We start from the raw sequence: 6,176 nt of genomic DNA on the forward strand, positions 1-6,176 counted from the left end.
AGTGGAGAAGATCGGATTCGAACCGACGACCTCTTGACTGCCAGTCAAGCGCTCTAGCCAACTGAGCTACATCCCCGATTATTATTTCATACCGCTTAAAACCAAAACAGGTACCGAACTTGAAAAATCCTTTTTCAAAATTTCATTCTTTTCCCATTTTTTTATAAAAAAGCCTCTTTTACGCCTTACTACACATAACATATCTGGGCTATTCGCCTGAAAATGCTCTAAAACCCCTTGAAACGTAGTAGCGTTTTCAGTTTTTGTAATATTGCTTACAACAGACTTTAATTCTTTATTTACATCAAAATCACCATCTTTATGAAACGGTGTTTTTACCAATAATAAATCTGTAGTAGCCTTAAATTGTTCTTTTATAGATTTAAGAGGTTCCAAAACATGACCCTTTTTAATTATAGCAGATTTTATTGCCATTAAAATATTTGAAGGCCCAGAAAATTTATACCCTTCAGGAATAATAAGTGCAGGAATATCCATTTGCTTAACAATTTTACCTGAAGTTTTTCCTAAATACACTTCGTCTTTAATAGAATTTGTTCTAGGCTCAATTAAAACCAAGTCTACATCTGCAGCTTTACATGCTAATTCCAAAGTATCAATTAGTTTCCCCTTTAAGGTTTTTACAATAACCTCAACACTTTTAGTGTCTATTTGCGAAACTAAATCCTTTAAAAACGCTTTACTTTCTCTTTCAATAATCTGATCTACCTTAATCATAGTACCAGCCTTCGTGTAAACGTTATACACTTGAACCACAAAAAGTTTCGCCCCAAAAGCTTCTGCAAAATCTACAGCATACTGTAAATGACTTAATGCGTTTTTTGACGACCCAACTGGAACTAAAATATTCTTCATACCAATAAGTTTTAATGCTAAATTTACAATAAATTTGATGCAAAAATAAAACATTTAAATGATTCGAAAAGGAACACACGATGATTTAGATACCATTATAGAAATCACAAAAGCTTGTGCAGCTAATATGATAGAAAAAAATATTCTTCAGTGGAATGAATTTTATCCTAATAAAACAGCATTTATAAATGATGTAAACCGAGAAGAATTCTATGTTTTAGAAATTGATAATACCGTTTTAGGATGCATTACAATTTCCACGTTTATGGATCAGGAGTATATCCCTATTTCTTGGTTGACACAAAATAAAAACAACATTTACATTCATCGATTAGCAGTTCATCCAAACCTTCAAGGAAAAGGTTATGCTCAACAATTAATGAAATTTGCAGAACATTATGCTCAAGAAAATAATTTCTTATCTATCAGATTAGATACCTTTTCGCAAAACAAAAGAAATCAAAAGTTTTACGAGCTTCGCGGATATAAAAAACTTGGAGATATTTTTTTCCCCAAACAAAGTAAACATCCTTTTCATTGCTATGAATTAGTATTGTGAGTATAAATATTAGTTTAAAACATATAAACAAACTCGCTATTCCAGCATTAATTTCTGGAGTGTCTGAACCTATCTTATCATTAACTGATGCGGCCATCGTTGGAAATATCCAAGTTAATGCTACCGAATCTTTAGCCGCTGTTGGTATCGTAACTACTTTTATCTCCATGCTTATTTGGGTATTAGGACAAACCAGAAGCGCCATTTCATCCATTGTATCGCAACACGTTGGAGCAAATAAGTTAGATCGTATTAAAAACCTTCCTGCTCAAGCTATCTTTATTATAACCTCGCTAAGTTTTATCATTATATGTAGCACATATCCTTTTGCAAAACAAATTTTTAAACTCTATAATGCTTCCAATTTAATACTAGATTATAGCGTCGTGTATTATAAAATACGTGTTTTAGGGTTTCCATTTACATTATTTACTATTGCCGTTTTTGGAGCATTTCGAGGTTTACAAAACACATATCACCCCATGATAATTTCGATCATAGGCGCAACATCAAATATCATTTTAGATATTATTTTAGTTTATGGAATAGATGGTTTAATTAACCCAATGAATATTCAAGGCGCTGCTTATGCTAGTGTTATTGCTCAAGTTTTAATGGCGTGTTTCGCTGCTTTTTATCTTCTTAAAAAAACAACTATTCCATTAAAGCCAAGTTTACCTTTTAATCCTGAAATCAAACGGTTTGTTTTAATGATTCTAAATTTATTTATTAGAACCATTGCCCTGAATGTTACACTATACTTCGCAAGTGCATATGCCACAAGTTATGGAGCTGAATATATTGCAGCTTATACCATTGCCATAAATTTATGGTTTTTAGGTGCGTTTATTGTAGATGGATATGCCAGTGCAGGTAATATTTTATCAGGAAAATTATTTGGTAAGAAAGCCTATGCAACACTCATTACACTGAGTAACAAACTCATAAAATATGGAGTTATAATTGGCATTATTTTAGGCTTGGTTGGTGCAATACTCTATTACCCTATTGGGCGGCTATTTACAAAAGACCCACAAGTTTTAAAAGCGTTTTATAACGTGTTTTGGATTGTTTTGGTCATGCAACCACTATGCACCTTAGCCTTTATTTTCGATGGAATCTTTAAAGGTCTCGGCAAAATGAAATACTTAAGAAATGTACTTTTATTTTCAACATTTCTCGTATTTATACCTATTCTTTTTTGGTTAGATAATTTAGATTATAAACTCCATGCCATATTCATTGCCATCACATTCTGGATTATAGCTAGAGGCATTCCTTTAATTATAAAATTCAGGCAACTATTTTTGCCACTTGCACAAAAGAATTAACTTTGCCTGCAGCATAACAAACAAGTATGATTCTATTTATTGCTTTACTTCAACAAGTAGATCTTGAAGAAAAAATTAATAGTGCGCCCGATAAAGGTTACGAAATTGGAGTTTTTATAGGATCCATGCTCCCCTTTTTCATACTCGTTCTGCTAGCCTATTTAATGTACAGATATAACAAAAAAAGAAACCAATAAATAAGCATTATGGATATCATGTCGTTCGTTAGCGGAAACGGATTGTTTCTCGTCCTGGCCATAGTATTAATCATCATATACTTTATAAATAAAAGAAAAAGAAGATAATGGGAAACAACATACGTATCACAAAACAATTCTCTTTTGAAACCGGACATGCTCTTTACGGCTATGACGGAAAATGTAAAAACGTACACGGCCACAGTTATAAACTCTCGGTTACCGTTTTCGGGAAGCCTATTGCAGACAACACCAACGTGAAGTTCGGAATGGTGATAGACTTTAGCGATCTAAAAAAAATAGTAAAAGAAGAGATCGTAAACGTATTCGATCACGCCACCGTATTCAACAAAAACACGCCACATGTGGAGTTAGCAAAAGAACTTCAAGATCGCGGACACAATGTGCTGCTTGTTGATTACCAGCCAACTAGTGAAATGATGGTGATAGATTTTTCCAAAAAAATAAGTAAAAGGTTACCAAAACATATTAAATTACACTCCTTAAAACTTCAAGAAACAGATACTTCGTTTGCCGAATGGTTTGAGTCTGATAATATTTAAGGGCGCCTGCCGGCAGGCAGGCAGGTTACCACAAAGGTTAGGCCTTCACTACTCGCTTCCTACTTTGTCGGCGAGCTCAAACATGCCGTTTTATACCTAACGCACTTATCCGCAATATTTAGTTAATAGATTACTAGATAAAAACAGTGAAAAAACAAACATAGCAATAGTTAATGACCTCGTTTCCGACCAATTCGGAATCATCAATCTGAGCAAATAATGAGTGAAGAAATGGAATCGCAAAGCGGAGCTTTAGGCGTGTAATTTCGAGAGCGAATGATCCACAGGATTTCCTTAGATTGATTTGATCTTTTGATTCGTTTTGCGTCTAGGCAAAATGAACAAATAAAGAAAGTAAAAACTATAAACATGAGATTCCTGCATTCGCAGGAATTAGTATATTTACAACATGCAAATCACAAAAGGCAAAAAAATATATTTCGCTTCAGATAATCATTTAGGAGCTCCAACAAAAGAAGCCTCTTTTCCTCGCGAAAAGAAATTCGTAGCCTGGTTAGACGAAATAAAACATGATGCCGCAGCTATTTTCCTTTTAGGAGATTTATTCGATTTTTGGTTTGAATATAAAACCGTAGTTCCAAGGGGGTTTACGAGAACTTTAGGCAAACTTGCTGAAATATCAGATTCCGGTATTCCTATTCACTATTTTGTTGGAAATCATGATTTATGGATGAATGGGTATTTTGAAGAAGAACTAAATATCCCTGTTTACCACAAACCAAAAGAATTCACATTTAACAATAAAATCTTTTTTTTAGGCCATGGCGATGGCTTAGGCCCTGAGGATAAAGGTTATAAGCGTTTAAAAAAAGTGTTTACGAATCCATTTTTTAAGTGGGTTTTTCAATGGGGGCATCCAGACATTGGTATGCGGATTGCACAATATTTTTCTATAAAGAATAAGCTTATATCTGGTGATGATGATGCTAAGTTCCTTGGCGAAGACAACGAATGGTTGGTGCAATACTGCAAACGTAAATTAGAAGATAAACATCGTGATTTTTTTGTGTTCGGACACAGACACTTACCACTTAATATAGACCTCAAGGAAAACTCAAAATATATCAACCTTGGCGATTGGATTCAATATTATACTTATGGTGTTTTTGATGGAGAAACGATGGAATTGAAAGAATACTAATCCTCATCTTCATGAGCTTCCATATCGGCTCTTAAATCCAAATCTCTAAGCACAGGGTTTTTAACGCCAATGGCAAAAACTGTAATTAAAGTCATGGTACCTCCAAAAACTACGGCAGCCACCGGTCCTATTAATTTAGCTGCTAAACCACTTTCAAAAGCACCCAATTCGTTGGACGATCCTACAAACATAGAATTAACAGAAGATACGCGCCCACGCATGTCATCGGGTGTTTTTAATTGTAAAATGGTTTGACGGATAATCATAGAAATACCATCAGCAGCTCCGCTAATAAATAACAATAAAACGCTTATCCAAAACACAGAAGATAAGCCAAAACCAATAATACTAACACCAAAAATAAAAATCGAAATAAGTAGTTTTCTACCTGTATTTCTACTTATTGGAATGTAAGTAGTAGCAAACATAGTAACAATGCTTCCTAAAGAGATTGACGCATTTAAAATTCCAAAACCTTCGCTCCCAACTTCTAAAACATCTTGAGCGAAAATCGCTAGAATAGCGACTGTTCCTCCAAATAAAACCGCAATCATGTCTAAAGTTAACGCCCCTAAAATAGCCTTATTTTGAAATACAAACCGAATGCCAACCTTTAAGCTCTGTATTACAGGTTCGCCTATTTTTTTATTTAAAATAGGTTTCTTTTTTATTAGAAAATTTAAGAAAAAGGAAACAACAACCATCACAAAAACAATACAAAGTGTATTGTCTACGCCTATCCAACTAATAAAAAAACCACCAAAAAGCGCACCTAAAACAGCTGCTGTTTTCCAAGTACTTGTACTCCATGTAGCAGCGTTAGGGTATGTTTTTTTGGGTACTATTAAAGCCACTAAAGAAAAAATTATTGGTCCAAAAAAAGCACGTAAAAAACCACCAAAAAATACAAGAGCATAAATAGAATATAAAATAGACTTTGTTGACCAGTTACCAACGACCTCATCCGTTGTTAATAAAAATAATCCTAAACTAATCAGAGAAAAGGCAGCGATACAAATTGCTAATAGATTTCGTTTTTCTTTTTGGTCTACAATATGACCTGCAAATAGTGCCATAGTAAAAGCTGGAATAATCTCCATGAGCCCTATAATACCCAAAGAAAGAGGGTCTTTAGTAATACTATACACCTGCCACTCAATAACAATAAATTGCATTGACCATCCAAAAACCAAAAACAACCGTAACAATAAAAAAATGTTGAACTCTTTAATTCGCAATGCCGCATACGGGTCGTTTTTTGCCATAATTTAAGTTCTAGTGTTTTTTTAGATCTCTTAACTTTAATTGTAAGCTTACGTTACCTCTCCATTCATTTTCATCAATGCAATATGCAGCTCTAAATGGTTTACCTTCAGAAATCACATCAAATTTATCACCCATACTAAAACCAATACTTACTATCCTACTTGATGATTCTGGCTGAGTAACCGTTAGTCGTAAATGGGTTTTATCTGCACCAACGCACTT

Annotated in this window: 7 protein-coding genes, 1 tRNA gene and 1 pseudogene; 5 read left to right on the forward strand and 4 right to left on the reverse strand. The window is 34.0% G+C overall.

The window, feature by feature from the left end; translation table 11 throughout:
• Positions 1-2 precede the first annotated feature (2 nt).
• Together QZ260_RS08040 and QZ260_RS08045 are read right to left on the reverse strand one after the other, a co-directional pair.
• Positions 3-76: transfer RNA gene (locus QZ260_RS08040), tRNA-Ala, on the reverse strand.
• Positions 77-81: 5 nt separating this feature from the next.
• Positions 82-876 (reverse strand): universal stress protein, encoded by a 795-nt coding sequence (locus QZ260_RS08045; protein WP_295984871.1) that lies wholly within the window; start codon positions 874-876, stop codon positions 82-84.
• A gap of 58 nt (positions 877-934) precedes the next feature.
• Between QZ260_RS08045 and QZ260_RS08050 the strand changes: the two genes are divergently transcribed.
• The 5 genes from QZ260_RS08050 (at position 935) to QZ260_RS08070 (ending at position 4,688) form a co-directional block, all read left to right on the forward strand.
• Positions 935-1,435, forward strand: a complete 501-nt coding sequence (locus tag QZ260_RS08050) for a GNAT family N-acetyltransferase (protein WP_295984874.1) — start codon at positions 935-937, stop codon at positions 1,433-1,435.
• Positions 1,432-2,766 (forward strand): MATE family efflux transporter, encoded by a 1,335-nt coding sequence (locus QZ260_RS08055; protein WP_295984876.1) that lies wholly within the window; start codon positions 1,432-1,434, stop codon positions 2,764-2,766. The genes QZ260_RS08050 and QZ260_RS08055 overlap by 4 nt, the downstream gene beginning before the upstream one ends.
• Before the next feature lie 26 nt (positions 2,767-2,792).
• Positions 2,793-2,963: a hypothetical protein gene (locus QZ260_RS08060; protein ID WP_295984878.1), complete on the forward strand. Its 171-nt coding sequence runs from the start codon at positions 2,793-2,795 to the stop codon at positions 2,961-2,963.
• Positions 2,964-3,070: 107 nt separating this feature from the next.
• Entirely contained in the window at positions 3,071-3,526 is a 456-nt protein-coding gene (locus QZ260_RS08065) for a 6-carboxytetrahydropterin synthase (RefSeq protein ID WP_295984880.1), read from the forward strand.
• A 409-nt stretch (positions 3,527-3,935) separates the two neighbouring features.
• Complete coding sequence (locus QZ260_RS08070; RefSeq protein WP_295984883.1) at positions 3,936-4,688, forward strand: UDP-2,3-diacylglucosamine diphosphatase; 753 nt, start codon at positions 3,936-3,938, stop codon at positions 4,686-4,688.
• On the opposite strand, the gene QZ260_RS08075 is transcribed toward QZ260_RS08070, so the two are convergent.
• Together QZ260_RS08075 and QZ260_RS08080 are read right to left on the reverse strand one after the other, a co-directional pair.
• On the reverse strand, positions 4,685-5,953 hold the full coding sequence (locus tag QZ260_RS08075) for an MFS transporter (protein WP_295984884.1): 1,269 nt from the start codon (positions 5,951-5,953) through the stop codon (positions 4,685-4,687). The two genes, QZ260_RS08070 and QZ260_RS08075, sit on opposite strands and share 4 nt — an antisense overlap.
• 10 nt (positions 5,954-5,963) lie before the next feature.
• A pseudogene (locus QZ260_RS08080) lies at positions 5,964-6,176 on the reverse strand (single-stranded-DNA-specific exonuclease RecJ); the annotation flags it as partial.

It is taken from the genome of uncultured Algibacter sp. (genome assembly GCF_905480415.1).
Lineage (GTDB): Bacteria > Bacteroidota > Bacteroidia > Flavobacteriales > Flavobacteriaceae > Algibacter_B.

What these genes read in the sequence shown, in the direction of transcription:
- QZ260_RS08050 (WP_295984874.1), top strand. Translation starts at nt 935, where the DNA reads ATGATTCGAAAAGGAACACACGATGATTTAGATACCATTATAGAAATC.
- QZ260_RS08045 (WP_295984871.1), bottom strand. Translation starts at nt 876, where the DNA reads ATGAAGAATATTTTAGTTCCAGTTGGGTCGTCAAAAAACGCATTAAGT.
- QZ260_RS08070 (WP_295984883.1), top strand. Translation starts at nt 3,936, where the DNA reads ATGCAAATCACAAAAGGCAAAAAAATATATTTCGCTTCAGATAATCAT.
- QZ260_RS08065 (WP_295984880.1), top strand. Translation starts at nt 3,071, where the DNA reads ATGGGAAACAACATACGTATCACAAAACAATTCTCTTTTGAAACCGGA.
- QZ260_RS08060 (WP_295984878.1), top strand. Translation starts at nt 2,793, where the DNA reads ATGATTCTATTTATTGCTTTACTTCAACAAGTAGATCTTGAAGAAAAA.
- QZ260_RS08075 (WP_295984884.1), bottom strand. Translation starts at nt 5,953, where the DNA reads ATGGCAAAAAACGACCCGTATGCGGCATTGCGAATTAAAGAGTTCAAC.